Source organism: Microvirga pakistanensis (assembly GCF_004458765.1).
GTDB lineage: Bacteria > Pseudomonadota > Alphaproteobacteria > Rhizobiales > Beijerinckiaceae > Microvirga > Microvirga pakistanensis.
On the sequence record NZ_SPJX01000213.1, the window covers coordinates 1 to 223 of the forward strand.

The window sequence follows — 223 nt, forward strand, 5'->3', positions numbered from 1 at the left end:
ACCGTGCCCGTTTCGGCGGCAAGCCACGTGCCGGGATGGAGCGTGTTGCCGTCTCCGATGCTCAGCGCGCCGGATGCGGAGCAATGAAGGGTCACGCCGGGATAAAACACGTTCCCGGCGCCGATGCGTGCATATCGGGCGACAAGCGTGGAGAAGGGGTCGAGAATGACATTGCCCCGTTCCGCGAGGGCGAGCACCGCCGCGATCTCGAGAAGGCCGAGGC

General features: G+C 66.4%; 1 pseudogene. It reads right to left on the bottom strand.

Going from position 1 to position 223, the window contains the following annotated elements:
• Positions 1-223 (bottom strand): annotated as a pseudogene (locus E4K09_RS29105) (AraC family transcriptional regulator); the annotation flags it as partial.